The organism is Paraburkholderia lycopersici (genome assembly GCF_900096975.1).
GTDB classification, from domain to species: Bacteria; Pseudomonadota; Gammaproteobacteria; order Burkholderiales; family Burkholderiaceae; genus Paraburkholderia; species Paraburkholderia lycopersici.
This window is the reverse complement of record NZ_FMYQ01000020.1, coordinates 110,232-130,356: the sequence shown is the minus strand read 5'-3', so window position 1 is coordinate 130,356 and position 20,125 is coordinate 110,232. Positions and strand designations below refer to the sequence as shown.

The window sequence follows — 20,125 nt, the reverse complement described above, 5'->3', positions numbered from 1 at the left end:
AACGTCAAGCAGTCCCCACGCGCCGTTCCTTGCGGCGCGTAATCACAACTACGTACAGATGGAGATGAGAGACATGCAGGAACAGTACATTCTTGCGCTCGACCAGGGCACCACGAGCTCGCGCGCCATGCTTTTCGATCGTCAGGGCAACATCGTTTCGATCGCCCAGAAGGAGTTCGAACAGATTTATCCGCAGCCGGGCTGGGTCGAGCACGATCCGCAGGAAATCTGGTCGACGCAGGCCGGCGTAGCCGCCGAGGCCGTCACGCGCGCAGGCCTGAACGGCACCAATATCGCCGCGATCGGCATTACGAACCAGCGCGAAACCACCATCGTCTGGGACCGCGAGACCGGCCATCCCATCTATAACGCCATCGTCTGGCAGGACCGCCGCACGGCCGACTTCTGCGACTCGCTCAAGGCGCGCGGCCTCGAAGAGACTGTGCGCGCGAAAACCGGTCTGCCAATCGATTCGTATTTCTCGGCAACGAAAATTCGCTGGATTCTCGACAACGTAGACGGCGCACGCGAGAAAGCTCGCCAGGGCAAGCTCGCCTTCGGCACGGTGGACAGCTGGCTCGTGTGGAACTTCACGAAGCACGAGCTGCATGTGACCGACGTGACGAACGCGTCGCGCACCATGCTCTTCAACATCCACACGCGCCAATGGGACGACGAGCTGCTCGACGCGCTCGAAATTCCGCGCAGCATGCTTCCCGAAGTCCGTTCGTCATCCGAAGTTTATGGCCCAACCAGGACCACGGTGTTCGCCTCGAAGATTCCGCTTGCCGGCATCGCGGGCGATCAGCAGGCGGCGATGTTCGGCCAGATGTGCACGAGCACGGGCATGGTGAAGAACACCTACGGCACGGGCTGCTTCCTGATGATGAACACGGGCACGAAGCCTATCGAGTCGAAGAACAATCTCGTGACCACGATCGCGTGGCAGATCGGCGACGAGATCAACTACGCGCTCGAGGGCAGCATCTTCATTGCGGGTGCGGTAGTGCAGTGGCTGCGCGACGGCCTCGGGATCATCAAGAGCGCGCCGGAAATCGAGGCGCTCGCGGCGAGCGTGCCGCACACCGACGGCGTGTACCTCGTGCCGGCCTTCGCCGGCCTCGGCGCGCCGCACTGGAACGCGCATGCGCGCGGCACGCTGTTCGGCGTGACGCGCGGCACGACTTCGGCGCATCTCGCGCGCGCGGCACTCGATTCGATCGCGTACCAGTCGCTCGACGTGCTCGCGGCAATGGAAGCGGACTCGGGCATCAGCGTGGGCGAGTTGCGCGTGGACGGCGGCGCGAGCGCGAACAATCTGCTCATGCAGTTCCAGGCCGATTTGCTCGGCGTGAACGCGGTGCGCCCGAAGATCACCGAAACCACGGCGCTCGGCGCGGCTTACCTCGCGGGCCTCGCAACCGGATACTGGCAAAACGTGGGCGAGCTGCAGAACCAGTGGAAGCTCGACCGGCGCTTTGCCCCGGCGATGCCTTCCGCGCAGGTCGATGCGTGCCGCGCGGGCTGGCGGCGCGCGGTGCGCGCGGCCAAGGCATGGGCCGACGACGCGAACTGAGCACCACGTTCGTCGTTTTCAGTCACCAGGCATAACGAACTAACATAACCCGCGACTGGTTTGCATGCGCCTCGTGCGCGGCTGCCGCGCGGGCAGAGAGACACAAGAGACAATTATGTCACCCTATATTGCGGAGTTCATCGGCACGGCGATTCTCGTGCTGCTCGGAAACGGCGCCGTGGCCAACGTGCTGCTCGCGAAAACGAAAGGCAAGGGCGCCGACCTCATCGTGATCGTGATGGGCTGGGCCATGGCCGTATTCGTGGCGGTCTACGTGACCGCTTCGTTCAGCGGCGCGCACCTCAACCCGATCGTGACGATCAGCCTCGCGCTGGCGGGCAAGTTCGCCTGGGCGAAAGTCGGCGGCTATATCGCGGCGCAGATGCTCGGCGGCATGGCCGGCGCGCTGCTCGTATGGCTCGCGTATCGCCAGCACTTCGCGAACGAAATCGACCCGGACCTCAAGCTCGCGGTGTTCTGCACGGCGCCCGCCATTCGCAGCATCAGGCACAACGTACTGACGGAGGCGATCTGCACCTTCGTGCTGATCCTCGGCGTGCTCTATCTGGCCGCGCCCCAGGTGGGGCTCGGCGCGCTCGACGCGCTGCCGGTGGGGCTGCTCGTGCTCGGCATCGGCATTTCGCTGGGCGGCCCGACCGGTTATGCGATGAGCCCGGCGCGCGATCTCTCGCCGCGCATCGTGCATGCGTTGCTGCCCATCCCGGGCAAGCGCGACAGCGACTGGCGCTATGCGTGGATTCCGGTGCTCGGGCCGCTCGCCGGCGGCGCTGCGGCTGCCGGACTCTATCATTATCTGCATGCGATGAACTGATCCCGCCTTCGAGCACTTCGAAAAGAGGTGCGTTGCAGTGCAAAAAAAAGCCCGCGAACGCCGCGCCGTTCGCGGGCTTTTGTATTGATGCGCCACGGCGGCGCACGGAGTGGCAACCACGCGCGATCCGGTTTCGCTATCGCCCCATGCTGCTTTCGGATTGTTCGGCTATTGCGGCGCACCTATATTGGCTGGGCACCGCACATCGGCATCTGGAAACCCCGCATGAAGCGGGCGTCGCTGCACAAGGAGGGAGGCGCAATGAATCAGCTGGACCTGAAGAACCGCGTGATGGTCGTGACAGGCGGCGCGCGCGGCCTGGGCTATGCGGTTGCGCAGCGCGCGCTGCGCTCGGGCGCGGTGGTCGCGCTCTGGGATATCGATGCCGCGCGGGTCGAACGCGCGCGCGTCGAATTATCCGAGCTCGGCAGTGTTTCGGCGGTGGCGGTCGAACTGACCGATGAAGCTTCGGTGGAGGCAGCCGTACAGCAAACCGTGACGGCGCACGGCGCAATCCACGCGCTCGTGAACAGCGCGGGCATTACGGGCGGCAACGGCCTCACGTGGGAACTGCCCGTGGACGTGTGGCGGCGCGTAATCGAAGTGAATCTGATCGGCTGCTATCTCACCTGCCGGGCCGTGGTGCCGTGCATGATCGAGCAGGGCTATGGGCGCATCGTCAATATCGCATCGGTTGCGGGGAAGGAAGGCAATCCAAATGCTTCGCACTACAGTGCATCGAAGGCGGGACTCATCGGGCTCACCAAGTCGCTCGGTAAGGAACTTGCGACAAAAGGCGTGCTCGTCAACGCGGTGACGCCGGCCGCGGCGAAGACCGAAATCTTCGATTCGATGTCGCAACAGCATATCGACTACATGCTCTCCAGGATCCCGATGAACCGTTTCCTGATGCCGGATGAAGCGGCTTCCATGATCGTCTGGCTCACGTCGGAAGACTGCGCGTTCAGCACGGGCGCGGTATTCGATCTTTCGGGCGGCCGCGCGACATACTGAGAGAGGCGGGAAATACGCGCACGCTGATTCACTACAAGGAGCTACGTCACATGGCTATGCCAACCATCAAACACGTGCGAGCCTTCACCGTGCGCGGCGGCGGTGCCGACTATCACGACCAGCCCGACGGCCACTGGATCGACGACCATATCTCCACACCCATGGCGCGCTACCCCGAGTATCGCCAGAGCCGCCGATCATTTGGCATCGACGTGCTTGGCACGCTCGTCGTGGAAGTGGAGGCGAGCGACGGCACGGTGGGCTTCGCGGTCACCACGGGCGGCGAGATCGGGGCGTTCATCGTCGAAAAGCATCTCGCGCGCTTTCTCGAAGGGCAGCGCGTGACCGATATCGAGAAGATATGGGACCAGATGTATTACGCCACGCTTTACTATGGGCGCAAGGGCGTTGTGCTCAACACCATTTCCGGCGTGGATCTCGCGCTTTGGGATCTGCTCGGGCAGATCCGCAAGGAGCCGGTGTATCAACTGCTGGGCGGCCCCGTGCGTGACGAGTTGATGTTCTATGCCACCGGCGCGCGTCCTGACCTCGCGAAAGAGATGGGATTCATCGGCGGCAAACTGCCGTTGCTGCATGGTCCGGCAGAAGGTGAGGAAGGCCTACGGCAAAACGTCGAACTGCTTGCCACGATGCGCGAGCGCGTGGGTGACGACTTCTGGCTCATGTACGACTGCTGGATGAGCCTCGACGTGCGCTATGCCACGCGCCTCGCGCAGGCCGCGCACGAGTATGGCCTCAAGTGGATCGAGGAATGCCTGTCCCCCGACGATTACTGGGGTTACGTCGAACTGCGCCGCAACGTGCCGCGCGGCATGATGGTCTCCACCGGCGAGCACGAGGCTACCCGCTGGGGTTTTCGCATGCTGCTCGAAATGGGCTGCTGCGACCTGATTCAGCCCGACGTGAACTGGTGTGGCGGCATGACCGAGCTCATCAAGATATCGGCGCTCGCCGACGCGCACAACGTACTGGTCGTGCCGCATGGGTCATCGGTGTACAGCTATCACTTCGTCGTGACACGCCATAACTCCCCGTTCGCCGAGTTTCTCATGATGGCGCCGAAAGCCGACAAGGTCGTGCCGATGTTCACGCCGTTGCTGCTCGACGAACCGGTGCCCGCGAAAGGGCGGCTCAAGGTGCCGGACGCGCCGGGCTTCGGCGTACGGATCAATCCGGACTGCAAACTTTCACGGCCGTACACTCACTGAGATACCTTGGGCGCATCAGCCGGGAATCGACGGTCAAGAGGAGAGACACGTGCTGCTCAAGGACAAGGTGGTGATCGTCACAGGCGGTTCGCGCGGCATCGGCCGTGCCATTGCGATTGCGAGCGCCCGCGAGGGCGCCGACGTCGCGATCAACTACTGGGGCGACAACGACGCCTCGTACGGGCGCCGCTCGGCGATCGACGAGGTGCTCGGCGAAATCGGGCGGCTGGGCCGCCGCGCGATCGCGCTGGAAGGCAACGTGGCCGCGCCGCAAACGGGTGTGGACCTCGTGCGCCAGACGGTGGAGCGCTTCGGCAAGGTCGATGTGCTCGCAAGCAATGCCGGCATCTGCCCGTTCCATTCGTTTCTCGACATGCCGCCCGCCGTGCTCGAGCGCACGATAGGCGTGAATTTGAACGGGGCCTTCTACGTGACGCAGGCCGTCGCGCGCCAAATGAAGGATCAAGGAACAGGCGGCGCGATCGTGGCGACGAGCTCGATCAGTGCGCTTGTCGGCGGCGGCATGCAGACGCATTACACGCCCACGAAAGCGGGCGTGCATTCGCTCATGCAGTCGTGCGCGATTGCGCTCGGGCCGTATGGCATACGCTGCAATTCGGTGATGCCGGGCACGATTGCCACGGACCTCAATGCCGAGGATCTGAGCGACGAGCGCAAGCGCGAGTACTTCGAAACGCGCATTCCGCTGGGCAGGCTAGGCGCGCCCGAAGACGTGGCCGAATGCGTGGTGTTTCTCGCCTCGGACCGCGCGCGCTATGTGACGGGCGCAGCGCTGCTGGTGGACGGCGGGCTTTTCGTGAACCTGCAGTGAAACTTCGGTGAACGTATCAATGAGATGCCGGAATGGCAGCGTGGGAACCATTGTGAACGATGTCGTCCCTCTTGAAGGGCTGCGAAAAGCGCCGCAGCAGGCCGACGAAATGTTCGGCGGGCTCGGCGAGCGGTTCGTTCTTGCGCGTGAGCACGCCATAGCCCGGCAAGCTCTTGCCGATTTCGAGCGGCAGCACGACGAGCAGCTTGCCGCGCACGTGGTCGCGTACGACCGACTCGGGCAGCATGGCGACGGCGTCGAAACTTTCGAGCAGTTGCAACGTAGCGAAGATCGAGGCCGACTCGGTGAGATTGACGGGCGTGCCGAGTCCCGCGCGCGCCAGTTCGCCTTCGAAGAGTTCGCGCGCGGGACTGGCGATGGGCTGGGCCACCCATGGCCAGTCCATCAGTTCGGCGAGCGTGATCTGTTCGCGGCGTGCGAGCGGATGGCGGGCGCGCACCACGAGCACGAGCGTTTCGCGCGCGAGCGGTTCGAAGCTGAAATCGTTGTGCTGCAGTGGCGTGGTGAGCCGCCCGAGCGCGAGATCGACATCGCGGCGATGCAGCAATTGCACGACCTGATCGCTCGTTTCGCCGAGAATGCGCACGTGGAGCAGCGGCCGTTCGGTCTTGAGCGTGGCGACGGCCTGCGCGAGCAGATCGGGCGCGGCCCCCATGATCGCGCCTACGGTGAGCTGCCCGTGGCCGCCGCGGCGCTTCACGTCGAGGTCTTCGGCGAAGCGGGTGAGCTCGGCGAGCGCACGGCGCGCATAGGCAAGTGTGACGACCCCGAGTGCCGTGGGCTGCATGCCGCGCGCGTTGCGCTCGAAGAGCCGGAAGCCGAACGCTTCTTCGATGTCGCTCAGCATGCGGCTGGCGCTGGGTTGGGCGACGTTGATGGTATCGGCGGCCTGATGGACGTTGCGTGTGTCGTCGAGTGCGACGAGCAGGGCGAGATGCTTGAATCTGAGCCGGTTGACGAGCGCGACGACGGCAGTTTGATGATTCATGGAGCGATCCGGTTTGTGTATCGCCCGATCCCAACATCGGATTGGTTGGCTATCGATGCGGGAATTATAGTCGGATCACTGCGTCGCTAACCACGTAAAAACGCGCACCGCGGCGCGCAGCGTTGCCAGGGCAAATACCGAGGCGACTTGCGCGCCAACCGCATGCCGACAACAGGCTGGACGGAGACACGATCATGGAGACAATTGCGTTTCGCATGCAGCTCGATCCCGGCAAGCGGGGCGAATACGAGCGGCGTCACCGGGAAATCTGGCCTCAACTCACGAGCGCGCTGCGTGAAGCGGGCATGAACGATTACCGCATCTTTCTCGACGAAGCGACCTATCAACTGTTTGCCGTGATCGAGCGCCGCGACGATCACACGATGACGGCGCTGCCCGAATTGTCCGTCATGCGCAAATGGTGGGATTACATGGCGGACCTCATGCAGACCGACGCGCATAACGTGCCGTTGCAGCAGCCGCTCGTGCAGGTCTTTCAGTTGCCGTGAGCTTACGCGAGGAAGATGCCATGCAGGTCGTCGATCCGCACGTCCACTTCTGGAACCTCGATACGCATCATTATCCGTGGCTTGCGAATCCGGGCACGTCGTTCGCAGGCGATGCGCGCGAACTCAAGCATAACTATCTGCCCACCGACCTGTTGCGCGAGGCGGGCGACATCGACGTGCTCAAGGTCGTGCACGTCGAAGCGAATCATGATCCGGCGGACCCGGTCGAGGAAACGCGCTGGCTGGAATCGATCGCGGACAACGCGGCCCATGCAGGAGCGGCGCGCGCGCTGCCCGACGCGATCGTCGCGGCCTGCGACCTGAGTGCGCCCAATGCGCCCGCGGTGCTCGAAGCGCATGCCGCGTTTGCGCGCACGCGCGGCATTCGGCAGATCCTCAACGTCCACGAGAACAAGCTGTATGACTATGTGGGACGACACTACATGCGCGAGGCCGCGTGGCGCAAGCATTTCGCGCTGCTGGAGCGGTACGGTCTGTCGTTCGACCTGCAGCTTTATCCTTCGCAAATGGAAGAGGCTGCCGCACTCGCGCGCGAGCATCCCGGCATTCAGTTCGTGGTCAATCACGCGGGCATGTTCGTGGACCGCGACAGCCCGGCCGGCTACCGCGCGTGGCGCGAGGGACTGTGCGCGCTCGCGGCGTGCCAGAACGTGGCCATCAAGATCAGCGGGCTTGCGATGTTCGACCATGAGTGGAGCGTCGAAAGCCTGCGTCCTTACGTGCTTGCATCGATCGATATGTTTGGCGCGGATCGTGCGATGTTCGCGTCCAATTTTCCGGTGGACCGTCTCTTCGGCGGGTATTCGAAGCTTTGGCATGCCTATGCGTCGACCGTGAGCGACGCGAGCGATTGCGAGCGCGGAGCGTTATTTCGCGGTAACGCCGAGCGCATTTACCGAATTTGAGTGTGCGCGCAACGACATGGAGACAGCCGTGGAAGCAGAAGCAAAGGTCTGGGCCGAGGGGACGCCGCGTCTCGAACTGCGTCACGCGAGCAAGTCGTTCGGTCGCGTGCGTGCGCTCATCGACGGCAGCCTGAGACTCATGCCCGGAGAAATACATGCGTTGCTGGGCGAAAACGGCGCGGGCAAGTCGACGATCGTGAAGATACTGGCGGGCGTGTACCGGCCCGATGGAGGCGAGCTGTACATCGACGGCGTGGAGCGCCAGTTCTCTACGCCCGCACAGGCGCGCGACGCCGGCATTGCAGTAATTTATCAGGAGCCCACACTGTTCTTCGATCTGTCGATTGCGGAGAATATCTACATGGGGCGCCAGCCCGTGGATCGCTTCGGCCGCATCGATTACGACACGATGCACCGCGAAGTGGCAGCGCTGCTCGCGTCGCTCGGCGTCGAACTGAAGCCCGCGCAGCTCGTGCGCGGCCTCTCGATCGCGGATCAACAGGTGATCGAAATTGCCAAGGCGCTTTCGCTCAATGCGAGCGTGCTCATCATGGACGAGCCCACGGCTGCGCTCTCGCTGCCCGAGGTCGAGCAGCTCTTCACGATCGGGCGCAAGCTGCGCGATCGCGGCGTGGCGATTCTCTTCATCACGCACCGGCTGGAAGAGGTGTTCGCGCTCACGCAGCACGTAACGATCATGCGCGACGGCGCCAAGGTATTCGATGCGCCTACGGCCACGCTCAAGACCGAAGACATCGTTGCGAAGATGGTGGGGCGCGACCTCGCCACGTTCTATCCGAAGGCGGACGTGCAACCCGGCGAGGTGATGCTGCGCGTGCGCGGCCTCACGCGGCGCGGTGTGTTCAAGGACATTTCGTTCGATGTGCGCGCGGGCGAGATCGTCGCGCTCGCGGGACTCGTGGGCGCGGGGCGAAGCGAAGTCGCGCGAGCCGTCTTCGGCATCGACCCGTACGATGCCGGGCAGGTCCAGATCGCGGGAAAGCCGCTCGCGGCTGGCGCGCCCGCTTCCGCCGTCAAGGCGGGGCTCGCGCTCGTGCCTGAAGACCGACGTCAGCAAGGTCTCGCGCTCGAACTGAGCATTGCGCGCAATGCGTCGCTCACGGTGCTCGGGCGGCTGGTGCGCTTCGGTCTCATCTCGACGGGCCGCGAGGTTCAGCTTGCCGGGCAGTGGGGCACACGGCTGCGCCTCAAGGCGAGCGACCTCAACGCGCCGGTCGGCACGCTTTCGGGCGGCAATCAGCAGAAGGTGGTGCTCGGCAAGTGGCTCGCCACCGGGCCGAAGGCGCTCATCATCGACGAGCCCACGCGAGGCATCGACGTCGGTGCCAAGGCTGAAGTCTATGGCGCGCTCGCCGAACTCGTGCGCGAGGGCATGGCGGTGCTGATGATTTCGAGCGAGTTGCCCGAAGTGATTGGCATGGCGGACCGCGTGCTCGTCATGCACGAAGGCCGCATCACGGCCGACATCGCCCGCGCCGATGCCAGCGAGGAGCGCATCATGAGCGCCGCGCTCGGCGAGACCGACATCCACCTGGGGCACGCGGCATGATGCGCCATTCGACTTCCCCCCACCCCTTGCACGGCGGCGAGCGGCATATGCAGCGGCGCAACGCGGGCGCGCTCGCTGAAGCACTGGCGCGCAGCCGCGAGACCACGCTCTTCGTCGTTCTGCTGCTGATCGTTGGCGGCACGGCGCTCGCGCGGCCGCAATTCCTCAACTTGCAGAACCTGCGCGACGTGCTGCTCAACGTCTCCATCGTGAGCCTCCTCACGGCGGGCATGACGATCGTGATTCTGATGCGCCATATCGATCTTTCCGTCGGCTCGACCGTCGGCATCAGCGCTTATGGGGTGGGCAGTCTCTACGTGGCGTTTCCGCACATGCCCGTGCTGGGGGCGCTCGTCGCGGGACTCGCCATCGGGCTCGTTGCGGGCGCAATCAACGCGATGCTCGTGGCAGTGGGGCGTGTGCCGTCGCTCGTCGCGACGCTCTCCACGCTCTACATTTTTCGCGGTGGCGATTACGCGTGGGTGCATGGTGGCCAGATCAACGCAACCAGTTTGCCCGACGCGTTTTCGCGTCTCGCGACCGGCTCGGTGCTCGGCATTCCGGTGCTCGCGCTTATCGCGCTCGTGCTGCTGGCCGTGCTTTCCGTATACCTCAAGCAGTTCCGTCCCGGCCGTGAGTACTACGCGATCGGTTCGAATCCGGAAGCGGCGCGGCTGGCCGGCATCAACGTGGAGCGCCGCGTGGCCACGGGCTTTCTGATCAGCGGCGCAATCGCGGGTTTTGCCGGTGCGCTGTGGCTCGCGCGCTTCGGCACCGTGGACGCGAGTACCGCGAAGGGCATCGAACTACAGGTCGTGGCCGCCGCCGTGGTGGGCAGCGTCGCGATCACGGGCGGCGTGGGCACGATACTGGGCGCGACGCTCGGCGCACTCGTGCTAGGCGTGATCAGCATCGCGCTCGTCGTGCTGCACGTCTCGCCATTCTGGGAGCAGGCGATTCAAGGCGCGCTGATCGTGGCCGCCATCGCCGCCGACACGCTGCTTGCCCGCTCCGTAGCGAAACGCATGATGAGGAAACGCGACCATGGCTAGGAACGCCCCGAAACCCGACGCCGCGCTGCTCACGCGCAAGCCCGGCTTGCCGCTCAGCTGGGAAGCGCTGCTCGTCATCATCCTGGTTGCTTCGCTCGCGGCGGGTCGCGTGCTGTCGCCTGTCTTCCTGTCGAGCGCGAATATCAGCAACGTGCTGGCCGATCTCACCGAAGTCGCGCTCATGGCATTGCCGATGACACTCATCATCGTCGCCGCCGAGATCGACCTTTCGGTGGCCTCGGTGCTCGGCGCATCGAGTGCGTTGCTGGGCGTGCTCTGGCATATGGGCCTGCCAATGCCGGTCGCCATGGCGCTTGTGCTGGTTGCGGGCGGGCTCGCTGGACTTTTCAACGGGCTCGTGATCGTGAAGCTCAACTTGCCGTCGCTCGCGGTGACGATCGGCACGCTCGCGCTCTTTCGGGGGCTTGCATACGTGCTGCTCGGCGATCAGGCGATTGCCGATTTCCCGCCCGCTTATACGCTTTTCGGCATGAGCGACCTGGGCGGTACGTTCATTCCGCTGCCGTTCCTGATCGTCGCGGCATGCGCCATCGTGTTCACGATCGTGCTGCAGGCCACGGCGTTCGGGCGCAGCCTTTATGCGGTCGGCGCGAACAGCACGGCTGCATCGTTCTCCGGAATCGACGTACCGAAGATCAAGCTGCGGCTGTTCGTGATGTCCGGCGTGATGAGCGCGCTAGCGGGCATTGTTTACACACTGCGCTTCACGAGTGCGCGTGGCGACAACGGCGAGGGCTTCGAGCTTTCGGTGATCGCGGCGGTACTGTTTGGCGGTGTGAGCATTTTTGGCGGCCGAGGTTCGATGTATGGTGTGCTGCTTTCGCTGCTGATCGTAGGCGTACTGAAGAATGCGCTCACGCTCGTCGATGTTTCGAGCGAGACGCTCACGGTCGTGACCGGTGCGTTGCTGCTTGCTTCGGTGCTGATCCCGAATCTGGCGGCGCGTTGGCGCACGATGCGCGACAGGCGCGCGCTCGCGCGTGCGGCATAGAAGAAGGCGGGCAAGCGCGTGGACGTACAGGCTAAACAGGTAGATGAAAAGAGACCACGCAGGGACATAAGCAGGCAGTCAATCAACCGGACGCGTCCGGTACCATCGAGGAGACGACTCATGAGGAAGCCAGTACGTCACGTGTGCACGGTACTGCTGTGCGCGATGCTAGTGGGCGGCGGTGTCGCGGCGCACGCGGCAGGCATCAAGGAAGGGCTGAAAATCGCCTTCGTGCCCAAGCAGATCAACAACCCCTACGAGGTGATCGCCGATAACGGCGGTCTGGACGCAATCAAGGAGTTCAAGGGCGAAGGCAAGGCGGTCGGCCCTTCGGACGCGGGCGCGTCCTCGCAGGTCTCGTATATCAACACGCTCACCACGCAGCATCAGGACGCGATTGTCATCGCGGCCAATGATGCGAATGCGCTTGTGCCGTACCTGAAGCGCGCGATGGACCAGGGCATCAAGGTCGTGACGTTCGACTCGGACACTGCGCCCGAGGGGCGGCAGATCTTCGTGAACCAGGCGAATGCGGAAAGCATCGGACGCGGCCAGATTCAGCTCGTCTCCAGGCTGATGGGCAACGAGGGCGAGTTCGCGATTCTCTCGGCCACACCTAACGCGACAAACCAGAACACCTGGATCAAGTGGATGCAGGAAGAGCTGAAAAAGCCCGAGTATTCGAAGATGAAACTCGTGAAGATCGCCTACGGCAACGACGACGACCAAAAGTCTTTCGTGGAGACGCAAGGTTTGCTGCAGGCGTATCCGAACTTGAAGGCGATTGTCGCACCCACATCGGTCGGCATCGCCGCGGCGGCGCGCTATATTTCGTCGTCGCCGAGCAAGGGCAAGGTGGTGGTGACGGGCCTCGGCACGCCTAACCAGATGCGCGCATTCGTGAAGAACGGCACCGTGAAGGCGTTCCAGCTTTGGGACCCGGGCGCGCTCGGTTATCTCGCCGCCTATGCGGCGGCCAATCTCGCCTCGGGCACGATCACCGGCAAGGAAGGCGAGTCCTTCGAAGCCGGCAAGCTCGGCAAGCGCACGATCGGCAAGAGCGGTGAAGTGATTCTCGGACCGCCCACGACGTTCGACGCTTCGAATATCGACAAATTCAATTTCTGATTCCCGATTGCGGCCGGATTGGCACGTAGTGCGAAGCGACCCGGCGGTGCCGGGCCGTTTGCCATTGGTTGCTCCGAAGCGCGCCGCGGCGACGCCACATGCCAGGTGAAGGCCGGGAAGCGAACGCGCTCGTCTATTGACCGTTCCGGCAGGTGGCGTGTGCCGTATCAGCATACAGAGTGTTCTCGTTCTGGCTTCGCCGCGTGGGGGCGAGCCAGGGAGGACCACGCAATGGCGACTTGACGCGCGGGAAACGGACCAGCCTGGCAGGAGGCGCCCTCGAAACGGGAAGTATGGCTCGCCAGCAATTTGACAGGACGCTGAAATTTGGCTGTAAGTGACCCCTGTTAGAGTTCACGAACGCAGTTGTCTTTCGTGGCAGTCAACACAAGAGCGACTTCTCATGGCTATCGTCCGCGCGTGCTGGCTCATTCTCGCGCTGCTTTTCAGCGCTCCCGTCTGGGCGTACCAGACGCGTATCGTCTCGATCCCCAGCGTCGCGATGCAGCGCTCGTTCGACGCGACGGTCGTGTTGCCCGACGACTACGCGGGCGGCAACCACGCCGCACGCTTTCCGGTGATCTACGTGCTGCACGGCTCGGGCGGCAGCTACGCCGACTGGACCTCGAACACCCGTATCGGCCAACTCGCCGACCGTTATCACGTTGTACTCGTGATGCCCGACGGCGGCCACGAAAGCTGGTACATCGACAGCCCCTTCGATTCGAGCAGCCGTTATGAAACGTATGTGGGCAGCGAAGTCGTGTCGTATATCGACACGCATTTCCGCACGCTCGCCACGCGCGACGCGCGCGCGATCACAGGCTTGAGCATGGGCGGTTTCGGCGCGCTGCGCATCGCGCTTGACCGGCGCGAGACGTTCGGCGCAGCCGGCAGCATTAGCGGCGCGGTCGATCCGCGCAACTGCGAAGACGAGCCCGGCATCGATCACGTGTTCGGCGATCCCACGCGACATGCATCGGTCTGGAACAGCAACGCCATCGTGGACAGCGCGCAGGACTTCGAGCACGCCCATATCGCGCTCACCATCGACTGCGGCGTGAGCGACTACTTCGTGCAGTCGAATCGCACCCTGCACGAACGGCTAGTCGAACTCGGCGTGCCTCACGACTACGCGGAACGCCCAGGCGGACACACATGGTCTTACTGGTCGAACTCGATCCGCTACCAGGTGCTGTTCTTCGCCACCGCGTTCCGGCATGCCGGTTGGCATCCGCAGGTCGTTTGATTACTTAGGACTCGCGTGCGTGTTCCGGCGCGCTCAACCCCCCTGTTCGCATGCGTGCGCGGTTTCTTCTGCGCTTTTCCGACCTCTGCGGCACGTGGTTTGCGAAAATCGCGACGTACGTGCTCGCCGACGCGATCCGTCATACGATTTCGAGGCGCGCAAGTTCGGGCACCAGGCACCGCGCTTGCTGCGATAGCCTGGCAGGGGCGGGAGGATTCGCTTCCGACCAGATGCCGGGCATCGAGCGACCGCGTGCGGCGCCGGGGCGCGGCGACCACCCTTGAGCCGGCTGGAACCGGATACAGGAGGACGTCATGCTTCAATACGCTGTCATTTTCTTCATCATCGCGATCATCGCGGCCGTATTCGGTTTCGGCGGCATCGCGGCAGGAGCGGCATCCATTGCCAAGATCCTGTTCTTCATCTTCCTCGTGATTTTCCTCGTCACGCTACTGCTCGGCGTTGTAAGACGCGGATAACCAGCGCGACACGCGTCGCAGCCAGCCTGCGCGGGCTGCGGCGCCGCGCAGGCCGTGAGCCCTTCACGCGATCGTATCCACTACGCCTCCGTCCACGCGCAATGCCGCCCCCGTCGTTGCGGACGCTTCTTTTGAGCATGCGTAGACGATCATGTTTGCCACTTCCTCCACGCTCGCCGCGCGCCGGATGATGGAAGAGGCGCGATGCATCTGCACGAATTGCGCCGCGACTTCCTCGACGGTTTTCCCCGATGCGGCCACTTCGTCCTTGAGCATCTGCGCCACGCCTTCGGAAAGCGTGGGTCCCGGCAGCACCGAATTTACCGTGACGCCGGTGCCCGCGAGGCGCTTCGCGAGACCGCGAGCGAGCCCCAGCTGCGCGGTTTTTGTCATGCCGTAGTGGATCATGTCGGAGGGAATATTCAAAGCCGATTCCGACGAGATGAAGACGATGCGCCCCCAACCGCGCTTGACCATCGTGTTCGCATAGGCACGCGAGAGGCGCACGCCCGACATGACGTTCGTTTCGAAGAAACGCAGCCATTCGGCATCGGGAATGTCGAAGAAGTCTTGCTGCTGAAAGACGCCGAGATTGTTCACCAGAATATCCACTTGCGGATGCGCTTTCACAAGTGCATCGCACCCCTGAGCATTCGAAAGATCGCCGACGAAACCCTGCACGCGCGCACCGGGCGCTACCTCGCGCAGGGCGGCTTCGGCTTCGCGCACGTTTTCGGCGTGACGGCTGCTGACGATCACGTCGGCGCCCGCAATGGCGAGGCCTTTAGCTGCCGCGAGACCGATTCCGGCCGCCGAGCCGGTCACGAGCGCGAGTTTTCCGGTGAGATCGATGTTCATTCTGGCTCCTTGTGTGGGAAGGCGCGGCGTAGCGCACGGACGTCGAGACGGGAAACGGCAGTGTACTGCGCAGGGGCGTTGGCGTCTCCTCAAACTCCCATTGCCGGGTCGCTCACACTGTCCTTTCCGGTTTCGACGCGGCCCGCAAAGCGTCTTGCGACGCCGTTTTCCGCGCTGAGCGTGAAGTCGTACCACCCTCCGGAGTCCGCGAGCATCCACTTCGCCTGAACCTGCTCGCCGGCGCGCAATCCATAGGTCCAAGGTCCGTCGCTGCGGTACGCGTTGGACGCGACGACGATAGTCGATGCTTCGCGACCGCGATTTGCCATGCTCAGGACGATCGCGTTGCTGGCAGCGTCGTGGCGCACGCGCATCTCGGGATCTGGCCCGTGCGCGGCCGCGCGAAGATTGCCATCGAAGGTACGAAGCAAGCCGTTCGGCCCTGGCACCCACAGGCGGTATGCGCCATTGTCCGAGGCGGGGGGCGTCCACGTGTCACGCAACGTTTTGCCTGCTTCGACGGTGTAGCGGCGCGGCGTCCTGTCGAGGTGAAGGCGGTCGTACACGTGGAATACGGCGCCCGCCGTTCCTTCGTTACCAAATTCGAGCCGAACCTCGTTTCGGCGACCGTCGATGACGGCATCCACGTAAAGGCGATATGGCAGCGCGCGCGAGGGCCGCGCCATTCGCGCCTGCTGCGGCACGGCTTGCGCGCCGGGCGGCGGAACTGGCACGGGATTGAGGGCGTTTTGCTGCGCGTTCTGCGCGTCGGCCTGAGACTTCGACGGTGCCGGGAATGCGTGCGACAGCCGTTCGTTCGGTGTGCTGAAGTTGAACGCGGAGGTGAGATCGCCGAACACGGCGCGTCGCCACGGGCTGATGTTTGGCTCGCGCACGCCGAAGCGCAGTTCGATGAAGCGCAGCACCGACGTGTGATCGAAGACCTCGGAGTCGACGTAGCCGCCGGTGCTCCACGACGAGACGACGATCATCGGTACACGCGGCCCGGGCCCGAACGGCAGACCGTCGGGCTTGACCGGCATGCTGTCGCCGGGCGGGTTCGGCACCGTGAAGTACTCGTGGCGTGTACTGGCCGTGGACTTGCCGGCGTAGACGCCGTCTGCGATCAATGAAGGCGGGCACGGCGGCGGCATGTGATCGAAGAAGCAGTCGTTTTCGTCGTAGTTCACGAAGAGTACGGTCTTGCTCCAGATGTCCGGCCTTTGCGTAAGCACATCGAGCAGCTTCTGCATGTAGTAAGCACCCTGGCCCGGCGTCGAGACGGCGGGATGCTCGGTGTAGGCCTGCGGAGCGATGATCCAGCTTACCTGGGGCAACTGGTTCGCCGCGATGTCGTCTTCGATTGCCTGCAGAAAGCCGCCATCGGGCATCGTATTGCCGATGCCTTTGTACAGCGGCGCGCGTGTCTCCATTTCGCTTTTCCACGGCAGATTGGGCGAGCCTTCGATTGCCTCGTGAGTCTTGCGATAGCTCGCGAACCCGACGAGCGGATTGTCCGTGTAGTTATCGGGCTGATTTTCGTAGACCTTCCACGTTATGCCTGCTTCTTGCAGGCGTTCTGGATAAGTAGTCCATTTCAGGCCGGCAGCCGCCCCGCCGATGTTGTCCCAACCGTCGTTGTCGATGACGGCATGAGGCGACGCGGTGGGGCCGTTCGTGCCACTGAACACGAAGAGCCGGTTCGAGTTGGTGCCGCCGTGCAGCGAGCAATAGTAGGCGTCGCAGATCGTGAAGGCATTGGCGAGCGCGAAATGAAACGGCAGGTCGGCGGCCTGAAAATAACCCATCGAGGCGTCGCCCTTGAACTTCGGCCAATGTGTCATGCGGCCGTGATCCCATGCGGCGTGCGCGTCGGCCCACATGTGTGCGCCGCCCGCGAGCAGCGCATTGCCTTCGCGGCTGTCGAGATAGAACGGCAATAGCATGCGCGTGCCGTCGCTTTGCTCCCAGATTTGCGCGCCTTCAGGCAGCGGAATCGTGATGCGGTCCGAGAACCCACGCACACCGGGAAGGGTGCCGAAATAGTGATCGAACGCGCGGTTCTCTTGCATGAAGACCACAATGTGCTGAACGTCGGCAAGAGTGCCGGTTGCGTTGTTTGCGGGAATGGCGAGCGCCCGCTGGATGGCGGGTGGAAAGAGGTTGAGTGCCGCCCCCGCTGCGGCGGCGCGCAGGAAGTCACGGCGGTCCATCGATGTCATGGTGAGCTCGCGTTCTTCTCGTTGTACTCGCAAGCGCCAGCATGACACGTTGGCGGCGAAAATGCGCAAAACGGGGAAGTTTCGAAACCATGCGCGAATTGAGCCGTCGCACGGCCATATGGTTCGATATGCTCATTAAATGAGGAGAGGCGATACGGCCCGCCATGAGACAGGCCGTTTCCGTCAGAGCTTCACGCCGCCGGCTTCAGGCGGCTCGCTACCCGGGGCTTCCAGCGGCAGGCTCGTCGCATCGTCGCTCCAGTAGGGCTCGCGGCCGTAGTACTGATGTACGGAACTGGCCCAGGTGCGGTCGGCCATCGAGGGCCAGTGGCCCTTGTCGAAGCCGGGCGCGTTCTTCACGCGCCCGGAGTCGAGCGCGATGACGAAACACTTTCGGTCCGCATCGAGCGTGAGCGCGTTCCATGGCACCGCGAGCAGTTTGTCGCCGATGCCGAGAAAGCCGCCGCTCGACATCACCATATAGGCAATGCGGCCGCTCTCGACGTCGAGCATGATCTCCTTGACCTTGCCGACTTCGTCGCCGTCCGAACTCAGCACGCGATCGCTGTCGAGCGTGCTGGCGGCCATGATCCCGGGGCCGGGGCCCGGCGTCGCCGAGCGGTCGCGGCCGACAATGCGCGCGCCGTCGCCGCTGCGCGGCGCGGAACCGTGTGGAGTTTGCGAGTAGGCCATGATGTTCTCCTTGTCCATGGGGAGGGGGGGCCGGGCGCATGGATGCGCGTGGCCCATGCCCGGGAAGTCAGTTGCTCTTGCCGCCGCCGTCGATGCCCGCGCCCCTGCGCCACACTTCCTTGCCTTGCTGTGAGAGTTCACCGCTGCTGTGGGTCGCGTCGGGGGCCGTGCCGTGCACGGCCATCTCTCCGCCGGGCGGTTCCAGGGCGCGCTGTTTCTCGCGCTTGCGCTGCGCCACGCGTTCGTCGTGCGAGCGGCCTGCGTATTCACTCATGTCGGTCCTCCGTGCAGTCAGCTTGAGGGTTCGATCCCATACCGGCGCACATGCCGGCCACGCTGTTGCTCCAGCATCGGCCATGCCTCGACGTGAACGGTACGCGCATCGATCATCAGGAAACCGAATCAACATGAACGATTGGGGATGTGATTGGGGATGTGCCTCATGCGCCTGTAAAAATCGCGCGAAGCACGACAACGATGATGTAAATCGTTCATACGGCGCCGCAGTCCTTCGATCCCGTCAGGGCGCAGCCACGCGCCGCAGAATGTCGAGCAGTTGCGAGACTGCGAAAGGCTTGCGCAGGAAGCCCACGACGTCTGCGTCGGCGGGAGGGGTGACGAGGGCCGAGACGAGCACGAGCGGCACGTTCGCGAGCGTGGTGCTGCGCCGCATGGCACGCATGAGCGCGAGGCCGTCCATGCGGGGCATCATGCAGTCGGAGATCACCACATCGGGTGGATCGTCGAGCGCACTTTGCAACGCGTCGGAACCGTCTCCCGCAGTTCTGACCCGATAACCTTCCTGACCGACCAGTTCCTTGAGCGCATCGAGTGCGTTGGTGTCGTCGTCGACGAGCAATACGGTAGCCATACGTCTTTTACCTGAGCGGCGCGGCCGATCGCGGCGGCCGTGCCTTTGTTCTTCGCGAGCGCATCGCGGCGGACCGAGCGTGCCCGGCGGTCGGTGCGAAGCGCGCAATTTATGTTCCCAGGACGGCTGGCGCGGACAGGGTGCGTCGGTTCATTCCTGCGCCGCCGAGTCTCGTTGGGCGTTGCCGGGCTTACGCAGTCGCGCCGCGATGATCGATGCCGACACCTCGGGAAAACTGCCGAAGACCTCGTCGGGCAGGTGTTCCAGGGCTTCGATCACCTCGTGCGGCGCGCCGCTGCGTTCGGCGCTTTTGATCAGTGTGGCCAGGTGTGCTGGCCAGTTCACGCGCTCCAGTGCGTGCAGCACGCGCGCGCTCAGCGCTTCGGCGTCGGCGCGCGCTGTGCCGTGACGGGTGCCGTGGGTCGTATCGCAAGCGGGCTTCATCGGTGTCTCCTCGAAGGTCGGACGCTCCTCCGCAGGTAGCATTCCTGCCCTGGTTTCCCGTTTGGGCATTTTTTACCAGCACAGCGGGCACGGGACGGGCGGCGGCCTGCGCAGGGGTGGCACGCAACCGGGCTTGCTTCGATTTCAGGCGGGCAGTTTGTCGGCGAGAACGTCGGCGCGGCGGATCTGGGGCGGCGCGGCGAGCAGTTCGCCCGCATGCGCCATCAGGGCTGCGGCGACCTGGCCGTTCAAATGGGCGTCGCGGCCGGCCGCATCTTCGAACGCGTCGAAGATTGCAAACGTACGGGCATCGAAGCGCACGCCGAACCAGACCGGCGTGGCAGGCTCGGCATCGACCAGCGGCTTCGCGCTCGCGAGAAAGGCCGCCAGTTCCTCTTCCTTGCCGGGCTGCGCGTGCAGCTCGACGTACAACGCATGCTTGGTCATGACAAGGCTCCTTGGACTCCAGTTAATACGGCGTGGCGTCTCAGGCATGGTCGCGGGCCTTCGGGGCATTCGTCAAGCGCCGGGATCGATTCGGCGAAAGAAACAGTGGGGACGCGAATGTTTTTCGGAACGATGCCGTAAACTCGGGCATATCTTCGGACCCCACCATGATT

At 63.9% G+C, this 20,125-nt stretch carries 21 protein-coding genes; 13 read left to right on the top strand and 8 right to left on the bottom strand.

Annotation, left to right across the window (positions count from 1 at the left end):
• Positions 1-73: 73 nt before the first annotated feature.
• The 5 genes from glpK to lra1 all read left to right on the top strand — a co-directional run bounded on the left by glpK (position 74) and on the right by lra1 (position 5,483).
• The gene (gene glpK, locus BLU17_RS20890; protein WP_176929155.1) at positions 74-1,576 is read left to right on the top strand and encodes a glycerol kinase GlpK; all 1,503 of its coding nucleotides are present in this window, start codon (positions 74-76) and stop codon (positions 1,574-1,576) included.
• Positions 1,577-1,691: 115 nt separating this feature from the next.
• A complete protein-coding gene (locus BLU17_RS20885; RefSeq protein WP_092000702.1) occupies positions 1,692-2,408 on the top strand; it encodes an MIP/aquaporin family protein in 717 nt (238 codons plus the stop codon).
• Between the two features lie 261 nt (positions 2,409-2,669).
• The gene (locus tag BLU17_RS20880) at positions 2,670-3,422 is read left to right on the top strand and encodes an SDR family NAD(P)-dependent oxidoreductase (RefSeq protein ID WP_092000699.1); all 753 of its coding nucleotides are present in this window, start codon (positions 2,670-2,672) and stop codon (positions 3,420-3,422) included.
• Positions 3,423-3,472: 50 nt separating this feature from the next.
• On the top strand, positions 3,473-4,651 hold the full coding sequence (gene rhmD / locus BLU17_RS20875; protein ID WP_092000628.1) for an L-rhamnonate dehydratase: 1,179 nt from the start codon (positions 3,473-3,475) through the stop codon (positions 4,649-4,651).
• Positions 4,652-4,700: 49 nt separating this feature from the next.
• A complete protein-coding gene (gene lra1, locus BLU17_RS20870) occupies positions 4,701-5,483 on the top strand; it encodes an L-rhamnose 1-dehydrogenase Lra1 (RefSeq protein WP_092000624.1) in 783 nt (260 codons plus the stop codon).
• Between the two features lie 16 nt (positions 5,484-5,499).
• Here lra1 and BLU17_RS20865 read toward each other — a convergent pair whose 3' ends face one another.
• Positions 5,500-6,492, bottom strand: coding sequence for a LysR family transcriptional regulator (locus BLU17_RS20865; RefSeq protein WP_092000621.1), 993 nt, complete (start codon positions 6,490-6,492; stop codon positions 5,500-5,502).
• A 194-nt stretch (positions 6,493-6,686) separates the two neighbouring features.
• Here BLU17_RS20865 and rhaM point away from each other — a divergent pair, with 194 nt between their 5' ends.
• The 8 genes from rhaM to BLU17_RS20820 all read left to right on the top strand — a co-directional run bounded on the left by rhaM (position 6,687) and on the right by BLU17_RS20820 (position 14,417).
• Positions 6,687-7,001, top strand: coding sequence for an L-rhamnose mutarotase (rhaM, locus tag BLU17_RS20860; protein WP_092000618.1), 315 nt, complete (start codon positions 6,687-6,689; stop codon positions 6,999-7,001).
• Positions 7,002-7,021: 20 nt separating this feature from the next.
• Complete coding sequence (locus BLU17_RS20855) at positions 7,022-7,927, top strand: amidohydrolase family protein (RefSeq protein WP_092000615.1); 906 nt, start codon at positions 7,022-7,024, stop codon at positions 7,925-7,927.
• Between the two features lie 28 nt (positions 7,928-7,955).
• Entirely contained in the window at positions 7,956-9,497 is a 1,542-nt protein-coding gene (locus BLU17_RS20850) for a sugar ABC transporter ATP-binding protein (protein ID WP_245746952.1), read from the top strand.
• Positions 9,494-10,549, top strand: a complete 1,056-nt coding sequence (locus BLU17_RS20845) for an ABC transporter permease (protein WP_092000610.1) — start codon at positions 9,494-9,496, stop codon at positions 10,547-10,549. The genes BLU17_RS20850 and BLU17_RS20845 overlap by 4 nt, the downstream gene beginning before the upstream one ends.
• Positions 10,542-11,561 (top strand): ABC transporter permease, encoded by a 1,020-nt coding sequence (locus BLU17_RS20840; RefSeq protein WP_092000607.1) that lies wholly within the window; start codon positions 10,542-10,544, stop codon positions 11,559-11,561. The genes BLU17_RS20845 and BLU17_RS20840 overlap by 8 nt, the downstream gene beginning before the upstream one ends.
• A 120-nt stretch (positions 11,562-11,681) precedes the next feature.
• Entirely contained in the window at positions 11,682-12,689 is a 1,008-nt protein-coding gene (gene rhaS / locus BLU17_RS20835; RefSeq protein ID WP_092000604.1) for a rhamnose ABC transporter substrate-binding protein, read from the top strand.
• Positions 12,690-13,092: 403 nt separating this feature from the next.
• Positions 13,093-13,938: an alpha/beta hydrolase gene (locus tag BLU17_RS20830; protein WP_092000602.1), complete on the top strand. Its 846-nt coding sequence runs from the start codon at positions 13,093-13,095 to the stop codon at positions 13,936-13,938.
• A gap of 314 nt (positions 13,939-14,252) precedes the next feature.
• Positions 14,253-14,417 (top strand): DUF1328 family protein, encoded by a 165-nt coding sequence (locus BLU17_RS20820; protein WP_028203076.1) that lies wholly within the window; start codon positions 14,253-14,255, stop codon positions 14,415-14,417.
• Positions 14,418-14,480: 63 nt separating this feature from the next.
• On the opposite strand, the gene BLU17_RS20815 is transcribed toward BLU17_RS20820, so the two are convergent.
• The 7 genes from BLU17_RS20815 to BLU17_RS20785 all read right to left on the bottom strand — a co-directional run bounded on the left by BLU17_RS20815 (position 14,481) and on the right by BLU17_RS20785 (position 19,952).
• Positions 14,481-15,275, bottom strand: coding sequence for an SDR family NAD(P)-dependent oxidoreductase (locus tag BLU17_RS20815; RefSeq protein WP_092000596.1), 795 nt, complete (start codon positions 15,273-15,275; stop codon positions 14,481-14,483).
• An 89-nt stretch (positions 15,276-15,364) separates the two neighbouring features.
• Positions 15,365-17,497 carry a phosphocholine-specific phospholipase C gene (locus BLU17_RS20810; protein WP_092000594.1) on the bottom strand — a complete coding sequence of 711 codons (2,133 nt, stop codon included), beginning with the start codon at positions 17,495-17,497 and terminating at the stop codon, positions 15,365-15,367.
• 183 nt (positions 17,498-17,680) lie between these two features.
• The gene (locus BLU17_RS20805; protein WP_092000697.1) at positions 17,681-18,190 is read right to left on the bottom strand and encodes a PRC-barrel domain-containing protein; all 510 of its coding nucleotides are present in this window, start codon (positions 18,188-18,190) and stop codon (positions 17,681-17,683) included.
• Positions 18,191-18,257: 67 nt separating this feature from the next.
• Positions 18,258-18,464, bottom strand: a complete 207-nt coding sequence (locus BLU17_RS20800) for a hypothetical protein (protein ID WP_092000592.1) — start codon at positions 18,462-18,464, stop codon at positions 18,258-18,260.
• 246 nt (positions 18,465-18,710) lie between these two features.
• A complete protein-coding gene (locus tag BLU17_RS20795) occupies positions 18,711-19,061 on the bottom strand; it encodes a response regulator (protein ID WP_092000589.1) in 351 nt (116 codons plus the stop codon).
• A gap of 150 nt (positions 19,062-19,211) precedes the next feature.
• Entirely contained in the window at positions 19,212-19,505 is a 294-nt protein-coding gene (locus BLU17_RS20790) for a DUF2795 domain-containing protein (RefSeq protein ID WP_143189304.1), read from the bottom strand.
• A gap of 144 nt (positions 19,506-19,649) precedes the next feature.
• The gene (locus BLU17_RS20785) at positions 19,650-19,952 is read right to left on the bottom strand and encodes a putative quinol monooxygenase (RefSeq protein WP_092000584.1); all 303 of its coding nucleotides are present in this window, start codon (positions 19,950-19,952) and stop codon (positions 19,650-19,652) included.
• Positions 19,953-20,125: the final 173 nt, after the last annotated feature.

Excerpts from the sequence above, each read along its gene's own strand:
- BLU17_RS20855 (WP_092000615.1), top strand. The coding sequence starts at position 7,022 with ATGCAGGTCGTCGATCCGCACGTCCACTTCTGGAACCTCGATACGCAT.
- BLU17_RS20800 (WP_092000592.1), bottom strand. The coding sequence starts at position 18,464 with ATGAGTGAATACGCAGGCCGCTCGCACGACGAACGCGTGGCGCAGCGC.
- BLU17_RS20785 (WP_092000584.1), bottom strand. The coding sequence starts at position 19,952 with ATGACCAAGCATGCGTTGTACGTCGAGCTGCACGCGCAGCCCGGCAAG.
- rhmD (WP_092000628.1), top strand. The coding sequence starts at position 3,473 with ATGGCTATGCCAACCATCAAACACGTGCGAGCCTTCACCGTGCGCGGC.
- rhaM (WP_092000618.1), top strand. The coding sequence starts at position 6,687 with ATGGAGACAATTGCGTTTCGCATGCAGCTCGATCCCGGCAAGCGGGGC.
- BLU17_RS20840 (WP_092000607.1), top strand. The coding sequence starts at position 10,542 with ATGGCTAGGAACGCCCCGAAACCCGACGCCGCGCTGCTCACGCGCAAG.
- BLU17_RS20805 (WP_092000697.1), bottom strand. The coding sequence starts at position 18,190 with ATGGCCTACTCGCAAACTCCACACGGTTCCGCGCCGCGCAGCGGCGAC.
- BLU17_RS20795 (WP_092000589.1), bottom strand. The coding sequence starts at position 19,061 with ATGGCTACCGTATTGCTCGTCGACGACGACACCAACGCACTCGATGCG.
- rhaS (WP_092000604.1), top strand. The coding sequence starts at position 11,682 with ATGAGGAAGCCAGTACGTCACGTGTGCACGGTACTGCTGTGCGCGATG.
- BLU17_RS20815 (WP_092000596.1), bottom strand. The coding sequence starts at position 15,275 with ATGAACATCGATCTCACCGGAAAACTCGCGCTCGTGACCGGCTCGGCG.
- BLU17_RS20880 (WP_092000699.1), top strand. The coding sequence starts at position 2,670 with ATGAATCAGCTGGACCTGAAGAACCGCGTGATGGTCGTGACAGGCGGC.
- BLU17_RS20885 (WP_092000702.1), top strand. The coding sequence starts at position 1,692 with ATGTCACCCTATATTGCGGAGTTCATCGGCACGGCGATTCTCGTGCTG.
- BLU17_RS20865 (WP_092000621.1), bottom strand. The coding sequence starts at position 6,492 with ATGAATCATCAAACTGCCGTCGTCGCGCTCGTCAACCGGCTCAGATTC.
- BLU17_RS20810 (WP_092000594.1), bottom strand. The coding sequence starts at position 17,497 with ATGACATCGATGGACCGCCGTGACTTCCTGCGCGCCGCCGCAGCGGGG.
- BLU17_RS20790 (WP_143189304.1), bottom strand. The coding sequence starts at position 19,505 with ATGAAGCCCGCTTGCGATACGACCCACGGCACCCGTCACGGCACAGCG.
- BLU17_RS20845 (WP_092000610.1), top strand. The coding sequence starts at position 9,494 with ATGATGCGCCATTCGACTTCCCCCCACCCCTTGCACGGCGGCGAGCGG.
- glpK (WP_176929155.1), top strand. The coding sequence starts at position 74 with ATGCAGGAACAGTACATTCTTGCGCTCGACCAGGGCACCACGAGCTCG.
- BLU17_RS20830 (WP_092000602.1), top strand. The coding sequence starts at position 13,093 with ATGGCTATCGTCCGCGCGTGCTGGCTCATTCTCGCGCTGCTTTTCAGC.
- BLU17_RS20820 (WP_028203076.1), top strand. The coding sequence starts at position 14,253 with ATGCTTCAATACGCTGTCATTTTCTTCATCATCGCGATCATCGCGGCC.